Consider the following 20,119-nt stretch of genomic DNA (forward strand, 5'->3'; position numbering starts at 1 on the left):
ACGACGAAACCGGGCCGCGGCTGGAACTTCTTCACTCGGCGTCCTCACCGGTCGCCACGGCCACGGCCCGGGCCGCACGGTTCTTCGCCGCCCGAGGCCCGTACAGCCGGGCACACATCGAGGTCAGCACCTCGGTGATGTCCCGAACCACGTCGCTGGTGCTCTCCTGCGAGTTCAGGACAACCACACGCCGCCCCGTCGCGGACAGCGCGGACTCCAAATGTTCGACACCGAACCGGGCAAGCCGATCCCGGTGCTCGACCACGATCACCGCAGCGGTCGGGTCAGCCAGGACCCGGTGCAGCTCGCGCCGCTTGCCGTTGAGCCCGGAGCCGACCTCCTTGACGACCTCACCCACGGCGAGACCCTGCGCGTTGGCGCCCTCCACAACCCGTATGGCCTGCCGGTCCAGGCTGTCCTTCTGATCGGCCCAGTAGAGACGGCATACGCGACTACGCGACCTTCAGCGCTCGCGGGCTCGGTCACGATCCACGTTCCGGAGGGCGCCTGGCGCACGGGGACGGGCATCTTGCCGTCCTTCACCCATCGCCAGGCGGTCTGATAGCTCACCCCCTGCCGGCGAGCCCACACCGAAAGCTTCACACGGCCACGATAGGCCACCACGCATTGACCATGTTTGACCATAAAATCGCCAACAGCCGTCAGCCCCTGACCGGCCGTCGCAGCGTCCTGTGGGAAACCCGCTGCGCGGCCGGCGGCGAGCCCACTAGGTTGCTGAGGATGTTCGCCCTTTCGCTGACCGACGACGCCGAGCTGCGCCCGCTGGAGCCGTGGCACGCCGACGAATTCCTCGCCAACCTCGACCGGTGCCGGGAGCACATCTCCCCCTGGGTGGGGGCCTCCTTCGTGGCCACCGACGCCGCGTCCGCCCGCAAGGTCCTGCAGAACTACGCCGACCGGTGGGCCCGCGACGACGGCGGCATCTGGGGCATCTGGCAGCGCGGCACGCTCGTCGGCGGCGTGCTGTTCGTCTCCCTCAACACCACCACCGGTGTCTGCGAGGCCGGCTGCTGGCTGGAGCCCGCGGCCGAGGGGCAGGGGCTGGTCACCCGCGCCGCCCGCGTGGTCATCGACTGGGCGATCCGGGACCGCGGCATCCACCGGGTGGAGTGGGTGACCAAGGCCGGCAACGAGCGCAGCATCGCCGTCGCGCGGCGGCTGGGCATGAGCCGCGACGGCGTCCTCCGCGATGCCGTCCCGACGCCGACGGGACGGGCCGACATGGAGGTCTGGTCGGTGCTGGCCCCGGAGTGGAAGCCAGCAGGGTAGGCGCGCGGCGGGGGCGGACACGCGGCGGAGTTTTGTCGTACCCGGACGTGAACATCTGTCCATGGCTGCCCCCGCACTGGCCGACCGGTCCCCCCAGCCGCGCGCCCTGCCGCTGCGCGAGGTCCGCACCCGGCTCACCCAACTCGTCGCCCTCGCCGAGCTGACCGACACCGTCACCGTCGTCACCCGCGACGGTGACCCCCGTCCGATCGCCGCGATCGTGCCCGCCCCCGCTGCCCGGACGGCGGCGCAGACCCGGGCCGACGCCGACCGCGTCGCCGCGATCAGCGCCGGCTGGTCCCGCCGGCTGGAGGAGTTGCACCGGCAGAGCAGCCGGCGGCACGCGGCCGAACGGCGGGCGCTCACCGACGCGCTCGCCGAGGTCTGGGCCGAGCTCGACCGGTGGGCGCCGGCCGGCGACCGGGCCCTCGCCCGACTCCGGGCCGCCCACGCCGACCTGCTGCGCGACTGACCGGCCCGTCCCCGCCGAATCAGCGGCGGGCCCGCCGTGCGTCGAGATGCGGCCGCGCCCGGCGGAAGAAGCCCGCCGGGCGCCGACGAGCGTGCCGCGAGGGTCAGTCCCGGCCGCGCTGGGCCCGGTAGCGACGGATCAGCGCCACCGTCGAGGAGTCGACGTCGGCGAGGTCCGGCGCGTCGCCGGTGAGCTTCGGCGCGAGCTGGTTGGCCATCACCTTGCCGAGCTCCACACCCCACTGGTCGAACGCGTTGATGTCCCAGACCGCGGCCTCGGTGAAGGTGATGTGCTCGTAGAGCGCGATCAGCTGGCCGAGCGCCGACGGGGTGAGCTTCGGGGCGATGATCGAGGTGCTCGGGTGGTTGCCCGGCATCACCCGGTGCGGCACCACCTGCGCCGGGGTGCCCTCCGCCTCGACCTGTTCCCGGGTCCGCCCGAAGGCCAGCGCGGCGGTCTGCGCGAAGAAGTTCGACATGAACAGGTCGTGCATGTCGCCGAGGTCGTGGTTGGGCTGGCTGAACGCGATGAAGTCCGCCGGGATCAGCCGCGTGCCCTGGTGGATCAGCTGGTAGAAGGCGTGCTGGCCGTTGGTGCCGGGCTCGCCCCAGAAGACCTCCCCGGTCGGGTACGTCACGGGGGTGCCGTCCACCCGCACCGACTTGCCGTTGCTCTCCATCGTCAGTTGCTGCAGGTACGCGGGGAACCGGTGCAGGTACTGCGCGTACGGCAGCACCGCGTGGGTCTGCGCGTCGAGGAAGTCCGTGTACCAGACGTTGAGCAGGCCCAGCAGCGCCGGCACGTTCCGCTCGACCGGTGTGCTGCGGAAGTGCTCGTCCACCGCGTGGTAGCCGGCCAACATCTCCCGGAACCGCTTCGGACCGATCGCCAGCATCACCGACAGGCCGACCGCCGAGGGCAGCGAGTACCGGCCGCCCACCCAGTCCCAGAAGCCGAACATGTTCTCCGGGTCGATGCCGAAGTCGCGCACCCGCTGCTCGTTCGTGCTGACCGCGACGAAGTGCCGGGCGACGGCCGACTCGTCGGCGTCCAACCCGGCGAGCAGCCAGCGCCGCGCCTGGTTGGCGTTGGCTAGGGTCTCCTGAGTGGAGAAGGTCTTGGAGACGACGACGAACAGGGTGCTGGCCGGGTCCAGGTCGGTGGTCTTGTCGTGGATGTCGGTGGGGTCGATGTTGGACACGTACCGGCAGGTGATTCCCGCGTCCCGATACGCCTTGAGCGCCTCGTACGCCATCACCGGCCCCAGGTCGGAGCCGCCGATGCCGATGTTGACCACGGTGGTGATGCGCTCGCCGGTGTGGCCCCGCCAGGCGCCCGAGCGCACCCGTTCGGCGAAGGCCGACATCCGGTCCAGCACGGCGTGCACGTCGGCGACCACGTCCTGCCCGTCGACCACCAGCGAGGCGTCGCGCGGCAGGCGCAGCGCGGTGTGCAGGACGGCCCGGTCCTCGGTGGAGTTGATGTGCTGCCCGGCGAACATGGCGGCGATCCGGTCGCTGAGCCGGACCCGCTCGGCCAGCACCGTGAGCAGTGCCATCGTCTCGTCGGTGACCAGGTTCTTGCTGTAGTCCACGTGCAGGTCGGCGACCTCGCCGGTGAGCCGGTCACCCCGCTGCCCGTCGGCGGCGAACAGCTCCCGCAGGTGCGTGCCGCGCATCGCCTCGGCGTGCTTGCGCAGCGCCTGCCATTCGTCCGTGGTGGTGACGTCCACAGCCATCGGGTCGATCTTCTCCTTCACGACGGGGGTCTGCCAGCGGGCCGTCGTCGCCCCGCTGCCGGCGACCCCACCAGCCTGCCACCCGGGACCGGTGCGCGCGACGCGACCCGAGATCCCCCTCCCCTTGGGCGGGCCTACGGAGGCGGGTCCTTTGGACATCTGTTCGAGGTGCCGGCCTTGACCTCGAGTGCACTCGAATTCCTAGCGTGGCGGGACCGGCCGCCGCCCGGTCAGCGCGGCGTACCCCAAGGGAGCATTCCCATGCGCTACCGCGTCCTCGGCGGCACCGGCATCGAGGTGAGCGTCCACTGTCTCGGCACGATGATGTTCGGCGCGGTCGGCAACCCCGACCACGACGACTGCGTACGGATCGTGCACGCCGCCCTCGACCGGGGCGTGAACTTCGTGGACACCGCCGACATGTACTCCGCCGGCGAGTCCGAGATCATCGTCGGCAGGGCGCTGAAGGGCCGCCGGGACGACGTGGTCCTCGCCACGAAGGTCCACTTCCCGATGGGGGAGGGGCCCAACCGGGGCGGCAACTCGCGGCGCTGGATCGTCCGGGAGGTCGAGGAGAGCCTGCGCCGCCTCGGCACCGACTGGATCGACCTCTACCAGGTGCACCGCCCCGACCACACCACCGACGTCGAGGAGACGTTGGGCGCGCTGTCCGACCTGGTCCGGGCCGGCAAGATCCGGGCCTTCGGCTGCTCCACGTTCCCGGCCGAGGAGATCGTCGAGGCGCACCACGTCGCCGAGCGGCGGGCGCTCGGCCGGTTCCGCACCGAGCAGCCGCCGTACTCGATCGTGGCCCGGGGCGTGGAGACCGGGGTGCTCCCGGTCTGCCAGCGGTACGGCATGGGCGTCCTGGTGTGGAGCCCGCTGGCCTCCGGCTTCCTGTCCGGCCGGTACCGGCAGGGCCAGGCCGTCGACCTCACCGTCGGGCGGCCGGCCCGCACCCCGGCCCGCTTCGACCCCGCCCTGCCCGGCAACGCCGCCAAGTACGCCGCCGTGGAGGCCCTGGTCGCGCTCGCCGACGAGGTCGGCTGCACCCTGCCCGAACTGGCGGTCGCGTTCACCGTGGCGCACCCCGCGGTCACCTCGGCGATCATCGGCCCGCGCACCATGGCGCAGCTGGACGGGCTGCTCGGCGGCGCGTCGCTCACGTTGGACGACGCGGTGCTCGACCGGATCGACGAGATCGTCCCGCCCGGGGTCAACCTCTACCAGCCGGACGGGGCCTGGGCGCCGCCCGTGCTCACCGACCCGGCCCGCCGCCGCCGGCCGCTGGCGGAGCGGGCGGCCGGCTGAGCCGGGGGCAAGGGGGGCGAGTCGTTCGTGATGTCAGCTCCAAAGGCAGTGACAAGGTGTACACCGTCCGCGAACCCCGTCGACCCGCGGCCCGCTGATCGGTCACACTGGCCGGGTGGATCATCGTGACCTGGTCCGGGTGAGCAAGCGGATGTCCCTGGCGCTGCGGCACCGGCCGGACCGGTTCGGCCTGGCGCTCGACCGGGCTGGCTGGGTGCCGGTCGCCGACCTGCTCGCGGCGCTCGGGCTCAGCCGCGTCGACCTCGACGCGGTGGTCACCGGGAACGACAAGCAGCGCTTCGCCGTGGCGCGGGGCGGCGACGGCATCGACCGGATCCGGGCCAGCCAGGGGCACTCCGTCCCGGTCGACCTCGGGCTGGCTCCGGCCACCCCGCCCGAGCTGCTCTTCCACGGCACCAGCGACAGCGTGCTGCCGGCAATCCGGGCGGAAGGGCTGCGCCGGGGCCGGCGGCACCACGTACACCTGTCGCCGGACGTGGCGACCGCCCGGCGGGTCGGTGCCCGCCGGGCCGGCACGGTGGTGGTGCTGACCGTGGACGCCGCCGCGATGGCCGAGAACGGCTTCGTCTTCTACCGCAGCGACAACGGCGTCTGGCTCACCGACACCGTTCCACCCGCCTACCTCCGCGCCTGACCGGGACGGACGGAGCGGCTCAGCCCGCGCGCTGGGCGGTGAGGAAGTCGGCCAGGACCCGGGTGTGCGTGGAGAAGGCCAGCTCGACCGGCTCGGTGAGGACCAGCCACTCGGTGGCCTCCTCGGTGGGCGCGGACGGGGGCAGGTCGCCCAGCGGCCGCTCGGGCAGCACCCCGAAGACCATCATGGTGCCGCCGGCCGGCGCGCCGTGCACCGCGAACAGCCGCGCCTCGTCGGCCTCGGCCAGCAGACCGGTCTCCTCGCGCAGCTCCCGGACCAGCGCCTCGGACCACTCCTCGCCGTACTCGATGAAGCCGCCGGGCAGGGCGAGCTCGCCGCGGGCCGGCTCGATGTCCCGCCGGACCACCACCACGCCGAGGCCGGTCGGCGTCCGGACCGGCAGCACCGCCACCGCGACCGGCAGCGGGTTGCGCCACACCGTCTCACCGCAGGCCGCGCAGATCCTGGGCCAGCCGGCGCCCGCCGGATAGGCCACGCCGCAGTACGAGCAGTGCGAGTACGGTGCGCTGGTCACGCCGCTGCACGTTACCCTCCGGCGGGCCCTCGGTCAGCCGTCGTCCCCCCTCGGACGCCGACGTCGCCTCTCCGGGGTGAACCAGAGCGACTCCCCGAACGCCCCTGCGTTTCGCCCCGCCCGACCGGCGGCGCGGCCCGGGCTCACGGCGTGGGGGCGCCGGTGTAGAAGGCGGTGACCCGGTCGCCCGCCGCGTGGGCCTCGTCGGCCGGGGTGCCGGCGGCGACGCTGGCCTCGGTCCACCGTCGGCTGGTCTCGGTCATGAAGCGGCGGCCGTCGTCGGAGCCGGCCCAGGCGGCGGCCTGGTCGGGGCTGACCCCGCCGCCGTCGGTGGCGAGGTGGGAGGCCAGACCGAGCAGACCCATGTCCCAGCCCACGCCGACCGCTCCCGGGCCGTACTCGGCCCAGCGCTGGTCGTCGACGTGCGCGACGTGCTCCAGCTCGAACCGGGTACGTCCGGCGCCGGCCTCGGTGAGCCGCACCTCGATCCAGCTCACCTCCTCGCCGTACTCCCAGGTGGCGGCGAAGCTGTGCGGCGGGTCGCACCGCTCGACCGTGCCGCCGGCGTTGCCCTCCAGCTGGTAGCGCCCGCCGAGCTTCAGCTCACCGGAGACGGGCAGGAACCAGCGGGGGATCCGTTCGGCGTTGGTGCAGGCGTCCCAGACGTCCTCCACCGGCGCGTCGTACGTCTGGCTGATGGTCAGCACGCGGGCCTGGCCGGCGGGCAGCGTACGGCTGCCGATCCGGCGCTCGACGGCGCTGATCTGTCCGGTTGTCTCGATCATGGGGTCGTCCCTTCGTCAGAGCTGCTGTCGCGCAGCCGCCGTTCCCGCCGGCCGCGGGCCAGCTCGGTGGCGAGCGCCTCCAGCGGCGGTGTCCAGAACCGGCGGAAGCCGGCCAGCCACTCGTCGACCTGCCGCAGCGGGCCCGGGTCGACCGCGTAGAGGCGGCGGGTGCCCTCGGGTCGCACGGTGGTGAAGCCGTGCTCGCGCAGCACCTTGAGGTGTTGCGACACGGCCGGCTGGCTGATGCCGAACTCCCGCTGGACGGTCGCGCCGAGTGTGCCGGCGGTCTGCTCGCCCTCGGCCAGCAGCTCCAGGATCCGGCGGCGGACCGGGTCCCCGAGGACGTCGAAGGCGTGCACCCGTTCTTTCTATCAGACCTTGCTTATATAAGCGAGCGCTTGTGATGGCGCCGGGCGGCGCGGCGCAGCTCGTCGGCGCCCCAGACGATCGGCGGGAAGGCCAGCAGCAGCGCGAGCATGGCCGGCTCGGGCGGGCGGGTGCCGAAGACGTCCTGCAGCGGCGGCACCGCCACGATCAGCGCGGCGAACGCGATCTCGAACGCGATGCCCCAGAGCAGCAGCCGGTTGCTGAACACCCCGACCGACCGCAGCGAGGCGTGCTCGGTGCGCGCCGCGAACGCGGTGCCGATCTGGCAGGCGACGATGCCGAGGAAGGTCATCGTGGTCGCCTCCCGGTACGCGTCGTGCAGCGGCGTAGCGGGGCCGGTGGGCGCGCCGGGGTGCCAGCCGGCCCGCAGCAGCACGGCGAAGAACCCGGCCATCACCAGCGCCGCCGAGATCAGCCCGAGGAAGCCCCAGGCGCGGATCAGCATCGGGCCGTTCACCACCTTGTCGCTGCGCCGCCGGGGCGGCCGGTCCATCAACCCCGGCTCGGCCGGTTCCCGCCCGAGCGCGAGCGCCGGCAGCGTCTCGGTGCCCAGGTCGATGGCGAGGATCTGCAGCACGGTCAGCGGCAGCGGCACCGCGCCGGCGGAGAGCGCGAAGATCAGGAACGGCACCACCTCCGGGGTGGCGTGGGCGAAGATGTAGAGGATGAACTTGCGGACGTTGTCGTAGACCCGGCGGCCGGCGGCCACCGCCGCCACGATGGTGGCGAAGTTGTCGTCGGTGAGCACCATGGTGGCGGCCTCGCGGGTCACGTCGGTGCCGGTCCGGCCCATCGCCACCCCGATGTCCGCCCGGCGCAGCGCCGGCGCGTCGTTCACCCCGTCGCCGGTCATCGCGACCACCTCGTGGTTGGCCCGCAACGCCTCGGCGATGTGCAGCTTCGCCTCCGGCGACACCCGCGCGAAGACCACCTCCCGCCGCTGACCCAGCAGGTCCCGCAGCCGGTCCGGCGTCATCGCGTCGAGCTGCACGCCGGTCACCACGGTCGGCTCGCCGCGCACGATGCCGACCTGCCGGGCGATCGCCGCGGCGGTCAGCCCGTGGTCACCGGTGACCATGATGATCCGGATGCCCGCGGTGTGGCAGCGGGCCACCGCCTCGGGCACCTCCGGGCGGGGCGGGTCGACCATCGCGACGAAGCCGAGGAAGGCGAGGTCCCGTTCGGCCTCCGCGCGCCGCGCCGGCACCGCGTCCAGCGGGCGCCGCGCCACCCCGAGCACCCGCCGGCCCTGTCCGGCCTGCGCGGTCACCGCCGCGGTCAGCTCCGTCCGGTACGCCTCGTCCAGCGGCCGGTCCGCGCCGTCCGCGCCGAGCACCCGGGTGCAGCGGGCCAGCACCTCCTCGGGCGCGCCCTTGGTGTGCAGCCACAACCGGCCGTCGCGCTCGTCGACCGTGGACATCAGCCGCAGCTTCGGGTCGAACGGGAACTGGGCCCGCCGCCCGGGGTGGCCCGTATCGGTGACGCCGAGGTCGGCGGCGAGGCGCAACGGGGCCACCTCGGTCGGGTCGCCGCTGTCGGCGTCGGCGTTGTTGCACGCCGCCACGGCGACCGCGAGCGCGCGCAGCGCCGGGTCGGGCCGCTCGCCGGGTCCGGGCGCCGGGTCGCGCAGCGTGTCGGCGGCCCGGACGGCGCCCACCCGCATCCGGTTCTCGGTCAGCGTTCCGGTCTTGTCGGTGCAGATGACGTCGGTCGAGCCGAGGGTCTCCACCGCGCTGAGCCGCTTCACCACCGCGCCCGCCCGGGCCAGGCCGCGCACGCCGACGGCCAGGGCGAGGGTGATGGTGGGCAGCAGCCCCTCCGGCACGTTGGCGACCAGCAGGCCGATGGCGAAGGTGAAGGCGTCGGAGATCGACATGCCGGCGACGAATACGCCGAGCGGGAAGAACACCAGCCCGGCGCCGACCGCCACCGCGGCGATCAGCCAGGCCACCCGGCGTACCTGCTTCTCCAGCGGGCTCTCCTCGCGGCCGACCCGCTGGGACAGGGCCGCGATCCGGCCCAGCTCGGTCCTCATGCCGGTGGCGTGCACGAGCGCCCGAGCCTCTCCGCCGAGGCAGTTGGTGCCGCTGAACACCAGGTTCGCCGCCTCGGTCGGGCCGCCCGCCGCCGGTGGCGCGTCGGCCGCGCGGAAGACCGGCAGGGACTCGCCGGTCAGCGCCGACAGATCGACCTCCACCGACCCGTCGATGAGCCGGGCGTCGGCGGAGATCCGGTCGCCCTCGGCGACGGCCAGGACGTCCCCGGGCACCAGCTCGGCCGCCGGGATCTCCTGCCAGCGCCCGTCCCGGCGGACCCGGGCGTGCCGGGGCAGGTAGCGGGTGAGCGCCTCGACCGCCCGTTCGGCCTGGCGTTCCTGCACCGAGGCGAAGAGCGCGTTCAGCGCGATCACCACCAGGATCGCCCCGGCCAGCACGGGGGTGCCGGCCACCCAGGCCAGCGCGGCGGCCACCCAGAGCAGCAGCGCCAGCGGGTGCACGACCTGCCGGGCCAGCTCCCGCCACCAACCGCGCCGCCGCTGCCGGCGCAGCTCGTTCGGCCCGTACGTGGCCAGCCGGCGGCGGGCCTCCTCGGTGGCCAGGCCGTCCGGACCGGAGCCGAGCGCGGCGTACAGCTCGGGCAGCGGCGCGCGTGGGTCCGGGCCGCCGCCCGCCGTCCGCCGCTCCGCCACGGTCCCAGGCTGCGCCACCGCCGCCGCCCGCCGGGCCGGTTTCCGGCCATCCGCCGGTTCTCGTTCGGCGGTCACGCTCGGTCCTGGAGGTAGTGGCATCGGCCGGCAACGAGGCCACTACGTCCAGTTTTCAGTACGATCTTGGAGCCGGCGGGCGGGCCCGCTGGGGGCGGTCAGCCGCCGAGGCGGGCGGCGACGGCGCTGCGCAGCTCCGGCAGCCGGTCGTGCAGCAGCCCGGGGCACTGGGTGGAGTTGAAGTCCATGTGCCCGTAGATCTCGGTCGACGGGATGCCGTACTGCTGGCAGGTGAACGCGCAGAACCAGATCAGGCTGTCCCAGAGCGCCTGCGGCGGCTGCACGTCGAGGTACGTGCCCTCGTTCTCGATGCCGATTGCCTGGCTGTTCTGTCCGACGCAGTGCGCGCCCTGCACCATGGTCTGCCCGTGCAGCAGGGCGTACAGGCTGCCGTGCCGGCCCTCAGTGAGGTAGCCGCCACGGCTGTTGGTGAAGTGCTGCCCGGAGTCGATCCAGCCGTTGGTGTCCATGTGCAGGTTCTGGATGTCCCGGGAGTTCTGGTAGGCGTGCGCCAGGCTGTAGTCGGTGGAGTTCGGGAACGCCGTGTGATGAATGATGATCTTGTTGGGGCGGCTCTGCACGATGCTCACCGCCGACGACGGCGGGCGCGCGCCCCAGGTGGCGCAGTTGGCGATGGTGGGCTGGTCGACCGCGCCGGCGACGGCCCGGGCGTCCCGGTCGCCGCCGAACTGGGTGAGCGCGGTGGCGCCGGCGGCGGTGCCGAGCAGGACCGCGCCGCGCAGCACGGCCCGCCGGGAAACGGGAACGGACATCGGGGCCTCCTTCTCGGGGACGGACACCGCCGGTGGCGGGCGATCGCGCCCGCCACCGGCGTGCGGGTCAGCAGGGTCCGTTGCAGGCCAGCACCTTGAGTCGGTCCAGGGTGCCGTTCCAGACGTCCTGGTCGCCGGGGAAGGTGCCGGAGGAGGCCCACTGCCAGAAGGAGTACGTGCCCCAGCCGGCCGGCAGGGTGCCGACGGTGCTGGAGTAGCGCGCGATCCAGAGCGGGTTGTTCGAGGCGAACTGCGAGGTGTTGCCGGTGCAGGTGGTCCACCAGTCGGTGGTGGTGTAGATGGTGGCCCACCGGCCGGTGCGCGCGTAGTACTGGTTGACGAACGAGGCGATCCAGCTGCGCATCGAGGACTGGCTCAGGCCGTAGCAGGTCGAGCCGTACGGGTTGTACTCGATGTCGAGCGCGCCCGGCAGGGTCTTGCCGTCCTTGGACCAGCCGCCCCCGTGGTCGACGAAGTAGTTGGCCTGGGTGGCGCCGCTCGTGGTGTCCGGCCGGGCGAAGTGGTACGACCCGCGGATCATGCCGACGTTGTAGGAGCCGTTGTACTGCTGGGCGAAGTACGGGTTGGTGTAGTACGTGCCCTCGGTGGCCTTGATGTACGCGAAGCGGGCGCCGTTGTTCCAGGCGGCGGACCAGTTCACGTTGCCCTGGTAGCTGGAGACGTCCATGCCGGGCAGCCCGGCGGGGGCGGCGCTGGCGGGCGTGGCGCCGAGGGTGACCGAGGCGGTCAGGGTGACCGTGGCGAGTAGGGCGGCGGCGGCCGTACGCAGCGCCGATCGCAGGGGACGGTGCATGTTTCCTCCCTGGGGGTTGCCGCCTTCCGACGGCGGGAGTCTGACGAAAGGAACTGTCAGTATTACGTCACACTACGGAGAAATCTTGCAATAGATGTATGGAAGATTTTCTTTGAATGGAGACTGGCGCGATGTGCTCCGGCCGGCGTGTCGATACCGGCCCTGCCCGTTCGTGTGGAGGGTGGAGGGGGCGGCACGAGGCCGGCCCGCCGGACGAGGAGGACCGCGTGAAGCAGTATCTGATCAGCATGTACCAGCCGGCCGGCGCGGGAATGCCGGACCCGGAGTTCCTGGCCGGGGTGATGCGGGAGGTCGACGCCATCGGCCGCGAGCTGAAGGAGTCCGGCAACTGGGTCTTCGGCAACGGGCTGCACGCGCCGGAGACCGCGACCGTGCTGCGCCCGAAGGGTGACGAGGTTCTGGTCACCGACGGGCCGTACGTGGAGGGGAAGGAGTACCTGGGCGGCTTCACCATCATCACCGCACCCGACCTCGACGCCGCCCTGGAATGGGGCCGCCGGTACGCCCTGGCCACCACCCTGCCGATCGAGGTGCGCCCGTTCCAGGGCGAGGCATGACGGAACCCACCGACGTCGAACGGGTCTTCCGGGCGGAGTACGGCCGGGCGGTCGCCGTTCTGGTCCGCGTCCTCGGCGACATCGACCTCGCCGAGGAGGCGGTCCAGGAGGCGTTCGCCACGGCCGTGCACCGGTGGGCCGCCGCCGGTCCGCCGCCCAGCCCCGCCGGCTGGATCATCACCACCGCCCGGAACCGGGCGATCGACCGGCTGCGCCGGGAGGCCTCCCGGGCCGACCGGCACGCGCAGGCCGCCCTCCTGTACGCCCCCGACCCGGCGGCCGAGGAGGGTCCCGTGCGCGACGACCGGCTCCGCCTGATCTTCACCTGCTGCCACCCGGCGCTCGGCACCGCCGCCCGGGTGGCGCTGACCCTGCGGCTGCTCGGCGGCCTGAGCACCGCCGAGATCGCCCGGGCCTTCCTGGTGCCCGAGCCGACCATGGCGCAGCGCCTGGTCCGGGCCAAGGCCAAGATCCGCGACGCCCGGATCCCGTACCGGGTGCCGCGCGACGCCGATCTGCCCGACCGGCTCCGGGCCGTGCTCGCCGTGCTCTACCTGATCTTCACCGAGGGGCACACCGCCAGCTCCGGGGAGCGGCTGGTCCGCGACGAGCTGTGCGCCGAGGCCATCCGGCTGGGCCGGCTGCTCGCGGAGCTGATGCCGGACGAGCCGGAGGTGCTCGGCCTGCTCGCGCTGATGCTGCTCACCGAGGCGCGCCGACCGGCGCGGGTCGCGCCCGACGGCACCCTGGTGTCGCTCGCCGACCAGGACCGCGACCGCTGGGACCGCGCGCTGGTCGCCGAGGGCCAGGCGCTGGTGCGCCGCTGCCTGCGGCGCGACCGGCCCGGCCCGTACCAGATCCAGGCCGCGATCAACGCGGTGCACAGCGACGCGGCGACCGCCGCCGACACCGACTGGGTCCAGGTGCTCGCCCTGTACGACCAGCTCACCGCGTGCGCCCCCGGGCCGGTGGTGGCGTTGAACCGGGCGGTCGCGTTGGCCGAGGTGCAGGGGCCCGCCGCCGCGCTGGCCGAGGTCGACCGGCTCGACCTGGGCGGCTACCACGTCTTTTACGCGGTCCGCGCGGACCTGCTGCGCCGGCTGGGCCGGGCCGCCGAGGCCGCCCGCGCGTACCAGGCGGCGATCGACCACACCGACAACGCGGCCGAGCGGGCGTTCCTGTCCCGCGCCCGGGACCTGCTGGAGAGTGCCGGATGAGCGGACCACGCCTCCTGTTGGAGGGACTGGCGTTCGGGGAGTCGCCCCGCTGGCACGACGGGCGGCTCTGGCTCGCTGACTGGGGCGCGGGGGAGGTGCTGACCGTCGACCACGCCGGCCGGAGCGAGGTGGCGGCCCGGGTCGACGGGCTGCCGATCAGCCTCGACTGGCTGCCCGACGGGCGGCTCCTGGTGGTCGCCGGGCGCGCCGGCCGGTTACTGCGCCGGGAGCCCGACGACACCCTGCACCCGTACGCCGACCTGGCCGCGCTGGTCCCGCAGCCATGGAACGAGGTCGTCACGGACGCCCGGGGCAACGCGTACGTGAACACGATCGGGTTCGACTTCCCCGGCGGGGAGTACGCGCCCGGCGCGATCGCCCTGGTCACGCCGGACGGGGCGGCCCGGACGGTCGCCGACGACCTCGCGTTCCCCAACGGGATGGCGCTCACCCCCGACGGGCGCACGCTGATCGTCGCCGAGTCGTACGCCTCCCGGCTCAGCGCGTACGACGTCACCGCCGACGGCTCGCTCGCCGGGCGGCGGGTCTGGGCGGCCGTGCCGGACTCCGCGCCGGACGGCATCTGCCTCGACGCCGACGGTGCCGTCTGGTACGGCGACGTGCCGAACCGGTGCGCGGTCCGGGTCGCCGAGGGCGGCCGGCTGCTCGACCGGATCGACCTGGACCGCGGTTGCTTCGCCTGCGCTCTGGGGGGCCCGGACGGCCGCACCCTGTTCCTGGTCGCGACGGAGTGGAGCGCGGCGGCGCTGTCCGGCGGGCCGCGCACCGGCCGGGTGCTGACCGTGCCCGCCCCCGCCCCCGCCGCCGGCTGATCCGGCGGTCCGGTGCGGTTGACGGTGGCCGCGGATCGAGGACGACCTGCGCGGTGCCCAGGCCAGGTAGCGCCGAGGCTCCGGTCGCCCGCCGAACACCCTGCACAGCGAGTGCAACAGCCGCCGTCGCGGAGGCGGTGACCCCCGCCGGCTCGAGGTGAGAAGTCCTCCCTGGACCTGCGGTGTTACAGGGCCGTAACGAAGGCATTGACGAACTCTGCTGGAAAAGTACACTCCCGGTGTAATAACCGCCCCATGCTTCGCCCGAGCCGCACCGCGCACCCCCGACGCCGCGTCTTTTCCGAGGTGAAGATGAGCCCACCACCGACTCCCGCAGAGGGCATCGACCTGGCGCTGCACCACGTCGGGGTGCGGTTCGGCGGGCTGGTCGCCCTCGACGACGTCTCGCTGCGGGTCCCGCCCGGCCGGATCCTCGGCGTGATCGGCCCCAACGGCTCCGGCAAGACCACCCTGTTCAACGTGGTCTGCGGCTTCGTCGCCACGACGGGCGGCTCGCTCACTGTGGACGGCCAGCCGTTCCGGCCGCGCCCGCACCGGCTGACCCGCCTCGGCATCACGCGTACGCTGCAGGGGGTCGGCCTCTTCCCCGGCCTCACCGTGCTGGAGAACGTGATGGCCGGCGCGACCCACACCGCTCGGGCGGGCTTCGCCGCAGCCCTGTTCGGCCTGCCCCGCAGTGACCGCGACGAGCGGCGGCTCCGCGGGCAGGCCCTCGACCTCCTCGCCGAGCTGGGCGTGGGGCAGCACGCCACCGCGGCCCCGGCCACCCTCCCGTACGCGGTGCGCAAGCGGGTCGCCCTGGCCCGCGCCCTGATCGCCCGGCCCCGCCTGCTCCTTCTCGACGAGCCGGCCGGCGGGCTGGGCGCCGACGACGTCGCCGAGCTGGGCGAGCTGGTCAGGACGCTGCCCGAGCGGGCCGGCGGCGCCTGCTCGGTGCTGCTCGTCGAGCACCACATGGACCTGGTCATGTCCGTCTGCCACGAGATCGTGGTGCTCGACTTCGGCCGGGTCATCGCCGCCGGCGCCCCGGAACAGGTGCGCGACGACCCGCTGGTGACCGAGGCGTACCTCGGCGCCGACGTGCCGGCCGAGCCGGCGGGGGCCGGGTCGTGAGCGCCATTCTGGAGGTGGACGCGGTCAGCGCCGGCTACGGCCCGGTGCCGGTGCTGCGGGACGTGACCTTCCAGGTGCCCGCCGGCACCATCGCCGCCGTGCTGGGCGCCAACGGCGCCGGGAAGACCACCCTGCTGCGTACCCTGTCCGGCCTGCTCCGGCCCACCGGCGGCCGGATCCGCTTCGACGGCGCCGACCTGCGCGACGTGCGCGTCGAACGCCGGGTCCGGCGCGGTCTGGCCCACGTACCCGAGGGACGGGGCGTGGTGGCCGAGTTGACCGTGGAGGAGAACCTGCGCCTCGGCGGGCTCTGGCGGCGCGACCGGGCCGACGCCCGACGGGCCCAGGACGAGGTCTACCAGCTCCTCCCGGCCTTGGCGCGGCGGCGGCGGCACGCCGGGCACCAGCTCTCCGGCGGGGAGCGGCAGATGCTCGCCCTCGGCCGGGCGCTGATCGCCCGGCCCCGGCTGCTGCTGCTCGACGAGCCGTCGCTCGGCCTCGCCCCCAAGGTCGCCGCGCAGATCATGGCGCTGCTGCGGCAGCTCAGCGACGGCAGCGGGCTGACCGTGCTGCTCGTCGAGCAGAACGTCCGCAGCGCCCTGTCGGTCGCCGACCAGGGGGTGGTGATGTCACTGGGCCGGGTGGTCACCGCCACCCCGGCGGCCCAGCTGCGCGACGACGACCAGCTCCGGCACGCCTACCTCGGGTTCTGACGGCCCGCCTCGCAGGAAGGATCCGCGGTTGGACCGGTTCATTTTCCTCACCTTCGACGGACTGTCCACCGGGGCCGTCTACGCGGCGTTCGCCCTCGCCCTGGTGCTCATCTGGCGGGCCGCCCGGCTGGTCAACTTCGCCCAGGGGGCGATGGCCGTGGCCACCGCCTACGTCGGCTACGCGGTGGCCGCCGCCACCGGGTCGTACTGGCTGGGCCTGGGCGCCGCCGTCCTGGCCGGCCTGGCCCTCGGCGCGCTGGTGGAACGGGTGCTGATGCGTTTCGTGGGGCACGCCAACCCGCTCAACGAGGTGATCGTCGCGCTCGGCCTGGTGCTGCTCATCCAGGCGGTGCTCGGCATGGTCTTCGGCAACAACTACCGGCCGGCGGCCGCGCCCTTCGACACCGACGCGCTCACCGTCGGGGGGATCGCGACGCTCGCCCCGTACGACCTGTGGGTGCTCGGCGCGGTGCTGGCGGTGGTGGTGCTGCTGGCGCTGCTGTTCACCCGCACGCCGATCGGCCTGCGGATGCGGGCGTCCGCGTTCGCGCCCGAGGTGTCCCGGCTGCTCGGCGTCGACGTCGGCCGGATGCTCACGCTGGGCTGGGCGCTGGCCGCCGCGGTCGGTGCCCTCGCCGGCATGCTGGTCGTCCCGACCGGGCTGGGGCTGCACCCGCACGCGATGGACCTGGTCTTCGTCGTCGCGTTCACCGCCGCCGTGGTCGGCGGCCTGGACAGCCCGGTCGGGGCGGTGGTCGGCGGTTTGCTGGTCGGCCTGATCCTGTCGTACGTCACCGGCTATCTCGGCCCGGACACCACGCCGCTGGCCATCCTCGTCCTGCTGCTGGCGGTCCTGCTGGTCCGGCCCGGCGGACTCTTCTCCAGCGTGAAGGCGAGGCATGTATGACCGCCACCCGCTCCGACACCTCCGCCGTGGACGGCCGGCCCGCCGGTGCCGCGGCGCTGCGCCGGCTGCTGCCCGGACCGCCCGGCGCCGCCGGGACGGGTGGCTCCATCCTGCTGCGTCACCTGGTCCGCGCGGTGCTCGCCGGCACCCTGGTCGTGCTGGTCACCAACCAGCTGCCGCCGTACCAGAACCTGCAGGTGGCCCGGGTCTGCGCGTTCCTCTGTGTCACCGCCGGCTACACCGTGCTGGTCGGGCTCAACGGCCAGCTCTCCCTCGGGCACGGGGCGCTGATGGCGACCGGCGCGTACACGGTGGCCCTGGTGCAGCGGGGTTTCGACGGGCCGGCCGGACCCGGCCGCTGGGTCCTGCCGTTGTCGCTGCTGACCGCCGTCGCGGTGACCGCGCTGGGCGGGCTGGTGATCGGGCTGGCCGCGGCCCGGCTGCGCGGGCCGTACCTGGCCGGCGTGACCCTCGCCGTGGCGACGCTGGTGCCGGCGCTCACCACGATCTTCACCGGGGTGTTCAACGGCGAGCAGGGGTTGCGTTTCCCCGCTGAGACACCACCGGCGTTCCTCGGCGCGTACTTCCAGCCGGAACGGTGGCTGGCCTGGATCGCGCTGCTCGCCGCGCTGGTGACGGTGCTGCTGATGGCCAACCTGGTGCGCAGCCGGTTCGGCCGGTCGCTGCGCGCGGTCCGGGACGACGAGGTGGCCGCCCGGCTCGCCGGCATCCACGTGGCCCGCACCCAGGTGCTCGCGTTCGTGGTCAGCGCCGGCTGCGCCGGCCTGGGCGGTGGCGTGTACGCGGTGCTCACCGCCACCGTGGCCCCGGGCAAGTTCGCCCTGGAGCTGTCGCTGTTCCTGCTGATGGCGATCGTGATCGGCGGCCTGGGCAGCCTCGCCGGCGCGGTCTGGGGGGCGGTCCTGCTGGTGGCGCTCCAGGACCTGCCCAGCCTGCTCACCGAGACCTTCACCCTGCCGCCGGGCCTGGCCCAACGGCTGGAGGGCAACCTCGCCCTGGCCGTGTTCGGCCTGATCCTCATCGTCGTCATGCTCGTCGCCCCGGGCGGCCTCCAGGGCGCCGTCCGTGCCCTCGCCGGCCGGCTCCGGCCCCGCCGGCGGGCGCCGAGCCGTTGACCCACCCCGGTTCCACCCGCCCGTTCGCCCCGCCGTACCGGATTGGAGAATCATGCATCCCACCGCCCGCCGCGTGCTCGCGGCCGCCGCCGGCCTCACGCTGCTGATCGGCGCCGCGGCCTGCGCCAACGACGAGCAGCAGGCGGCCGAGAACGTCCCCGGCGTCAGTGACGCCGAGGTCGTCATCGGCACCCACCAGCCGCTCACCGGCCCCGCCGCGCCCGGCTACTCGAAGATCTCCGCCGCCACGAAGGCGTACTTCGAGCACGTCAACAGCAAGGGCGGGGTGAACGGCCGGAAGATCGTCTACAAGGTGATGGACGACGGCTACAACCCCGCCAACACCGAGAACGTGGTCCGCAAGCTGGTGCTCGACGACAAGGTCTTCGCCCTCCTCGGCGGGCTGGGCACCCCGACCCACACCAACGTGCTGGAGTTCGTCAAGGCGCAGAAGGTGCCGGATCTGTTCGTCTCGTCCGGCAGCCGCAACTGGAACCAGCCGGACAAGTACCCGACCACCTTCGGCTGGCAGCCCGACTACACGGTCGAGGGCAAGATCCTCGCCACCTTCGTGAAGCAGCAGTTCCCCGACCGCAAGGTCTGCCACTTCGGGCAGAACGACGACTTCGGCCGGGACTCACTGGCCGGGGTGGAGAAGATCCTCGGGCCGGTGGCCGCGAAGCAGACGTACACCACCACCAACACGCAGGTCGGGCCGGCGATCGGGGCACTCAAGGCGGCCGGGTGCCAGGTGGTGATCTCGGCGAGCATTCCCGGCTTCACCGCACTCGCCATGGGGCAGGCGGCCGGGCAGGGGTTCCGGGCGCAGTGGGTGGTGTCCAACGTGGGCGCTGACTACACCACGCTGAGCAACCAGCTCGGGGACAAGAAGGTGATTCTCGAGGGCATGATCGCCGACAACTACCTGCCGATGGCAGGTGACACGGCCAACCCGTGGATCCAGGAGTTCACCAAGATCCACCAGCGGTACAACTCGGCCAACCCGCTCGACGGCAACGCGGTCTACGGCTACTCGATGGCGTACACCTTCGTGCAGGCGCTGCTCGCGGCCGGCAAGGACCTGACTCGGGAGAAGCTGGTTGACGCGGTGGAGAAGGGCGGCTTTCGCGGGCCCGGCCTGACCCCGTTCCGGTACGGCAGCGACGTGCACGCCGGCTACAGCGGGGCGCGGCTGAGCAAGGTCGAGAACGGCGCGCAGACGTACTTCGGCCCGACCTACACCACCGACGACGGTGACGGCGCGGTCACCGAGTTCACCGAGCCGCCGACGACCCCGCCGGCGGACGCGATCCCGGCGACCTGACCACGGATCCGCCGGGCGGCCGTCACCCCGCTGGCGGCCGCCCGGGCGCGTGGTCACCCGTCTCGCGTACGTAGAGTTCATGTCTCGGGACCGACGCACAGGGGGCCGTTCCGTGATCGAGGTGGACACCGAGGCGCCGGCGCGGGTGGACGGCCGGGCGGCGCGGGCCGAGCGCACCCGGGTCGCCATCGTCGAGGCGCACCTGGCGCTGATCGACGAGGGTGACCTCCGGCCCACCGGCGAGCGGATCGCCGAACGAGCCGGGGTGTCCCTGCGTACCCTGTGGACCAACTTCAAGGACATGGAGACCCTGTTCGCCGCGACCGGGCAGCGGATCGGCGAGCGACTGGACGCGCTCTGGCGGCCGATCCCACCCGAGTTGCCGCTCACCCGGCGGATCGCGGAGTTCTGCGACCAGCGCGCCCGGATGCTGGAGGTGCTGGCGCCCTCGGCCCGCGCCTCGGCGCTGCGGGAGCCCTTCTCCCCGCAGCTGCGGCGCAATCGCGAGGCGGCGATCCTCCGGGTCCGGCGGGAGATCGAGCAGGTGTTCGACCAGGAGCTGGCCCACGCGGGGGAGGGGCGCGACCAACTGCTGGACGCCCTGACGGTGACCAGCACCTGGGCGGCCTGGGCGATGATGCGCGACGCAATGGGGCTCGACGTCGAGGCCGCCCGGGCCACCCTGGCGCGCACCCTCGGCGCGCTGCTCGTCGACGCCATCGCCGCCGGCCTGCGGTAGGCCGCGGCCGTCGC

20 protein-coding genes and 1 pseudogene are annotated in these 20,119 nt (G+C 73.4%); 13 read left to right on the forward strand and 8 right to left on the reverse strand.

What is annotated here, in order from left to right; all coding sequences use genetic code 11:
- Window positions 1-31 precede the first annotated feature (31 nt).
- Window positions 32-603, reverse strand: a pseudogene (locus tag ACZ6S5_RS07335) (IS607 family transposase).
- Between the two features lie 138 nt (window positions 604-741).
- Here ACZ6S5_RS07335 and ACZ6S5_RS07340 point away from each other — a divergent pair.
- Together ACZ6S5_RS07340 and ACZ6S5_RS07345 are read left to right on the forward strand one after the other, a co-directional pair.
- Window positions 742-1,290: a GNAT family N-acetyltransferase gene (locus ACZ6S5_RS07340; RefSeq protein ID WP_465998697.1), complete on the forward strand. Its 549-nt coding sequence runs from the start codon at window positions 742-744 to the stop codon at window positions 1,288-1,290.
- Window positions 1,291-1,351: 61 nt separating this feature from the next.
- Window positions 1,352-1,762: a type II toxin-antitoxin system Phd/YefM family antitoxin gene (locus tag ACZ6S5_RS07345; RefSeq protein WP_465998699.1), complete on the forward strand. Its 411-nt coding sequence runs from the start codon at window positions 1,352-1,354 to the stop codon at window positions 1,760-1,762.
- Window positions 1,763-1,865: 103 nt separating this feature from the next.
- Here ACZ6S5_RS07345 and pgi read toward each other — a convergent pair whose 3' ends face one another.
- Window positions 1,866-3,500, reverse strand: coding sequence for a glucose-6-phosphate isomerase (gene pgi, locus ACZ6S5_RS07350; protein WP_465999098.1), 1,635 nt, complete (start codon window positions 3,498-3,500; stop codon window positions 1,866-1,868).
- A gap of 261 nt (window positions 3,501-3,761) precedes the next feature.
- On the opposite strand from pgi, the gene ACZ6S5_RS07355 reads away from it, so the two are divergent.
- Window positions 3,762-4,811 carry an aldo/keto reductase gene (locus ACZ6S5_RS07355; protein ID WP_465998701.1) on the forward strand — a complete coding sequence of 350 codons (1,050 nt, stop codon included), beginning with the start codon at window positions 3,762-3,764 and terminating at the stop codon, window positions 4,809-4,811.
- A gap of 115 nt (window positions 4,812-4,926) precedes the next feature.
- The gene (locus ACZ6S5_RS07360; protein WP_465998703.1) at window positions 4,927-5,466 is read left to right on the forward strand and encodes an RNA 2'-phosphotransferase; all 540 of its coding nucleotides are present in this window, start codon (window positions 4,927-4,929) and stop codon (window positions 5,464-5,466) included.
- Between the two features lie 19 nt (window positions 5,467-5,485).
- On the opposite strand, the gene ACZ6S5_RS07365 is transcribed toward ACZ6S5_RS07360, so the two are convergent.
- The 6 genes from ACZ6S5_RS07365 to ACZ6S5_RS07390 all read right to left on the reverse strand — a co-directional run bounded on the left by ACZ6S5_RS07365 (window position 5,486) and on the right by ACZ6S5_RS07390 (window position 11,524).
- The gene (locus ACZ6S5_RS07365; protein ID WP_465998705.1) at window positions 5,486-6,001 is read right to left on the reverse strand and encodes an NUDIX domain-containing protein; all 516 of its coding nucleotides are present in this window, start codon (window positions 5,999-6,001) and stop codon (window positions 5,486-5,488) included.
- Between the two features lie 143 nt (window positions 6,002-6,144).
- Window positions 6,145-6,786, reverse strand: a complete 642-nt coding sequence (locus ACZ6S5_RS07370; protein ID WP_465998707.1) for an SRPBCC family protein — start codon at window positions 6,784-6,786, stop codon at window positions 6,145-6,147.
- Window positions 6,783-7,145 carry an ArsR/SmtB family transcription factor gene (locus ACZ6S5_RS07375; RefSeq protein WP_465998709.1) on the reverse strand — a complete coding sequence of 121 codons (363 nt, stop codon included), beginning with the start codon at window positions 7,143-7,145 and terminating at the stop codon, window positions 6,783-6,785. The genes ACZ6S5_RS07370 and ACZ6S5_RS07375 overlap by 4 nt, the downstream gene beginning before the upstream one ends.
- A gap of 23 nt (window positions 7,146-7,168) precedes the next feature.
- Complete coding sequence (locus ACZ6S5_RS07380) at window positions 7,169-9,937, reverse strand: cation-translocating P-type ATPase (protein ID WP_465998711.1); 2,769 nt, start codon at window positions 9,935-9,937, stop codon at window positions 7,169-7,171.
- A gap of 98 nt (window positions 9,938-10,035) precedes the next feature.
- The gene (locus ACZ6S5_RS07385) at window positions 10,036-10,710 is read right to left on the reverse strand and encodes a peptidoglycan recognition protein family protein (RefSeq protein ID WP_465998713.1); all 675 of its coding nucleotides are present in this window, start codon (window positions 10,708-10,710) and stop codon (window positions 10,036-10,038) included.
- A gap of 67 nt (window positions 10,711-10,777) precedes the next feature.
- A complete protein-coding gene (locus ACZ6S5_RS07390; protein WP_465998715.1) occupies window positions 10,778-11,524 on the reverse strand; it encodes a lysozyme in 747 nt (248 codons plus the stop codon).
- A gap of 227 nt (window positions 11,525-11,751) precedes the next feature.
- Between ACZ6S5_RS07390 and ACZ6S5_RS07395 the strand changes: the two genes are divergently transcribed.
- The 9 genes from ACZ6S5_RS07395 to ACZ6S5_RS07435 all read left to right on the forward strand — a co-directional run bounded on the left by ACZ6S5_RS07395 (window position 11,752) and on the right by ACZ6S5_RS07435 (window position 20,105).
- A complete protein-coding gene (locus tag ACZ6S5_RS07395; RefSeq protein WP_465998716.1) occupies window positions 11,752-12,102 on the forward strand; it encodes a YciI family protein in 351 nt (116 codons plus the stop codon).
- On the forward strand, window positions 12,099-13,319 hold the full coding sequence (locus ACZ6S5_RS07400; protein WP_465998718.1) for an RNA polymerase sigma factor: 1,221 nt from the start codon (window positions 12,099-12,101) through the stop codon (window positions 13,317-13,319). Before ACZ6S5_RS07395 ends, ACZ6S5_RS07400 begins: the two co-directional genes overlap by 4 nt.
- Complete coding sequence (locus ACZ6S5_RS07405) at window positions 13,316-14,152, forward strand: SMP-30/gluconolactonase/LRE family protein (protein WP_465998720.1); 837 nt, start codon at window positions 13,316-13,318, stop codon at window positions 14,150-14,152. Before ACZ6S5_RS07400 ends, ACZ6S5_RS07405 begins: the two co-directional genes overlap by 4 nt.
- Before the next feature lie 312 nt (window positions 14,153-14,464).
- A complete protein-coding gene (locus tag ACZ6S5_RS07410) occupies window positions 14,465-15,286 on the forward strand; it encodes an ABC transporter ATP-binding protein (RefSeq protein WP_465998722.1) in 822 nt (273 codons plus the stop codon).
- The gene (locus tag ACZ6S5_RS07415) at window positions 15,283-15,999 is read left to right on the forward strand and encodes an ABC transporter ATP-binding protein (RefSeq protein ID WP_465998724.1); all 717 of its coding nucleotides are present in this window, start codon (window positions 15,283-15,285) and stop codon (window positions 15,997-15,999) included. Before ACZ6S5_RS07410 ends, ACZ6S5_RS07415 begins: the two co-directional genes overlap by 4 nt.
- 28 nt (window positions 16,000-16,027) lie before the next feature.
- Window positions 16,028-16,906, forward strand: coding sequence for a branched-chain amino acid ABC transporter permease (locus tag ACZ6S5_RS07420; protein ID WP_465998726.1), 879 nt, complete (start codon window positions 16,028-16,030; stop codon window positions 16,904-16,906).
- Window positions 16,903-18,042, forward strand: coding sequence for a branched-chain amino acid ABC transporter permease (locus ACZ6S5_RS07425; protein ID WP_465998728.1), 1,140 nt, complete (start codon window positions 16,903-16,905; stop codon window positions 18,040-18,042). The genes ACZ6S5_RS07420 and ACZ6S5_RS07425 overlap by 4 nt, the downstream gene beginning before the upstream one ends.
- 52 nt (window positions 18,043-18,094) lie before the next feature.
- Window positions 18,095-19,366: an ABC transporter substrate-binding protein gene (locus tag ACZ6S5_RS07430; RefSeq protein ID WP_465998730.1), complete on the forward strand. Its 1,272-nt coding sequence runs from the start codon at window positions 18,095-18,097 to the stop codon at window positions 19,364-19,366.
- Between the two features lie 112 nt (window positions 19,367-19,478).
- Complete coding sequence (locus ACZ6S5_RS07435) at window positions 19,479-20,105, forward strand: TetR/AcrR family transcriptional regulator (protein ID WP_465998732.1); 627 nt, start codon at window positions 19,479-19,481, stop codon at window positions 20,103-20,105.
- Window positions 20,106-20,119: the final 14 nt, after the last annotated feature.

This window comes from Micromonospora sp. NPDC051924, from assembly GCF_055586005.1.

Excerpts from the sequence above, each read along its gene's own strand:
- ACZ6S5_RS07340 (WP_465998697.1), top strand. The coding sequence starts at position 742 with ATGTTCGCCCTTTCGCTGACCGACGACGCCGAGCTGCGCCCGCTGGAG.
- ACZ6S5_RS07345 (WP_465998699.1), top strand. The coding sequence starts at position 1,352 with ATGGCTGCCCCCGCACTGGCCGACCGGTCCCCCCAGCCGCGCGCCCTG.
- pgi (WP_465999098.1), bottom strand. The coding sequence starts at position 3,500 with ATGGCTGTGGACGTCACCACCACGGACGAATGGCAGGCGCTGCGCAAG.
- ACZ6S5_RS07355 (WP_465998701.1), top strand. The coding sequence starts at position 3,762 with ATGCGCTACCGCGTCCTCGGCGGCACCGGCATCGAGGTGAGCGTCCAC.
- ACZ6S5_RS07370 (WP_465998707.1), bottom strand. The coding sequence starts at position 6,786 with ATGATCGAGACAACCGGACAGATCAGCGCCGTCGAGCGCCGGATCGGC.
- ACZ6S5_RS07385 (WP_465998713.1), bottom strand. The coding sequence starts at position 10,710 with ATGTCCGTTCCCGTTTCCCGGCGGGCCGTGCTGCGCGGCGCGGTCCTG.
- ACZ6S5_RS07390 (WP_465998715.1), bottom strand. The coding sequence starts at position 11,524 with ATGCACCGTCCCCTGCGATCGGCGCTGCGTACGGCCGCCGCCGCCCTA.
- ACZ6S5_RS07400 (WP_465998718.1), top strand. The coding sequence starts at position 12,099 with ATGACGGAACCCACCGACGTCGAACGGGTCTTCCGGGCGGAGTACGGC.
- ACZ6S5_RS07405 (WP_465998720.1), top strand. The coding sequence starts at position 13,316 with ATGAGCGGACCACGCCTCCTGTTGGAGGGACTGGCGTTCGGGGAGTCG.
- ACZ6S5_RS07410 (WP_465998722.1), top strand. The coding sequence starts at position 14,465 with ATGAGCCCACCACCGACTCCCGCAGAGGGCATCGACCTGGCGCTGCAC.
- ACZ6S5_RS07425 (WP_465998728.1), top strand. The coding sequence starts at position 16,903 with ATGACCGCCACCCGCTCCGACACCTCCGCCGTGGACGGCCGGCCCGCC.
- ACZ6S5_RS07430 (WP_465998730.1), top strand. The coding sequence starts at position 18,095 with ATGCATCCCACCGCCCGCCGCGTGCTCGCGGCCGCCGCCGGCCTCACG.